Here is a 1,166-nt window from a genome sequence, read left to right as displayed (position 1 = left end):
GCGATCTGGACGGGTCCGGAGCAGGCGACGTTCAAGAAGGTGCTGGACGACTTCGCGAAGCGCACCGGCGCGACGGCGACGTACGTGCCCACCGGCGACAACGTCTCGGCGTTCCTGGGCAGCAAGGTGCAGGGCGGCGCCGCGCCGGACGTGGCGTTCCTGCCCCAGGTCGGGGTGCTGCAGCAGTTCGCGAAGGCCGGGTGGCTCAAGCCGGTCTCCGCCGAGGTGGACGCCGCGCTGGCGAAGAACTACGCCAAGGGCTGGAAGGACCTGGGCGCCTGGCAGGGCAAGCAGTACGGCGTCTACTTCAAGGCCGCCAACAAGTCCACCGTCTGGTACAACACCAAGGTCCTGCAGGACGCCGGCGTGACGCCGCCGAAGACCTGGGCGGAGTTCCTCACCGCCGCGCAGACCGTCTCCGACTCCGGCACCCCCGCGGTCTCGGTCGGCGGCGCGGACGGCTGGACCCTGACCGACTGGTTCGAGAACGTCTACCTCTCCCAGGCCGGCCCGCAGATGTACGACAGGCTCGCCCGGCACGAGGTCAAGTGGACCGACCCCTCGGTCGGCAGGGCGCTGACCACCCTGGGGCAGCTCTTCGGCAAGGACACCCTGATCGCCGGCGGCGCCAAGGGCGCGCTGCAGACCGAGTTCCCGGCCTCGGTGGACCAGACCTTCGCCGAGCCGCCGAAGGCGGGCATGGTCTACGAGGGCGACTTCGTGGCGGTGAACATCGCCAGCGAGACCAAGGCGAAGGTCGGCCAGGACGCGCGGTTCTTCCCCTTCCCGGCGGTGGACGGCGGCAAGGCGCCGGTGGTCAGCGGCGGCGACGTGGCGGTGGCGATGAAGGACACCCCCGCGGCGCAGGCGCTGCTGCGGTACCTGGCCTCCCCGGAGGCGGCCGCGGTGGCCGCCGCGCAGGGCGGGTTCCTGTCCCCGAACAAGGCGCTGGACCTGTCGGCGTACCCGAACGACACCGCGCGCGGCATCGCCAAGTCGCTGGTGGACGCGGGTGACGACTTCCGGTTCGACATGTCCGACCAGGCGCCGGCGGCCTTCGGCGGCACCAAGGGCGCCGGGGAGTGGAAGGACCTGCAGGACTTCCTCGCCCACCCCAAGGACGTCGCCGGCGCGCAGAAGCAGCTCGAGGCCGACGCCGCCAAGGC

1 protein-coding gene is annotated in these 1,166 nt (G+C 71.7%); it reads left to right on the top strand.

What is annotated here, in order from left to right; all coding sequences use genetic code 11:
• The coding region (locus ACFY07_RS28545) for an ABC transporter substrate-binding protein (RefSeq protein ID WP_390872437.1) at positions 1-1,166 on the top strand (1,166 nt) is incomplete at both ends.

The sequence above is a fragment of the Streptomyces sp. NPDC001380 genome (assembly GCF_042895785.1).
GTDB lineage: Bacteria > Actinomycetota > Actinomycetes > Streptomycetales > Streptomycetaceae > Peterkaempfera.
The sequence above is the reverse complement of the archived record's forward strand: the minus strand, read 5'-3'. Positions and strand labels throughout refer to the sequence as shown.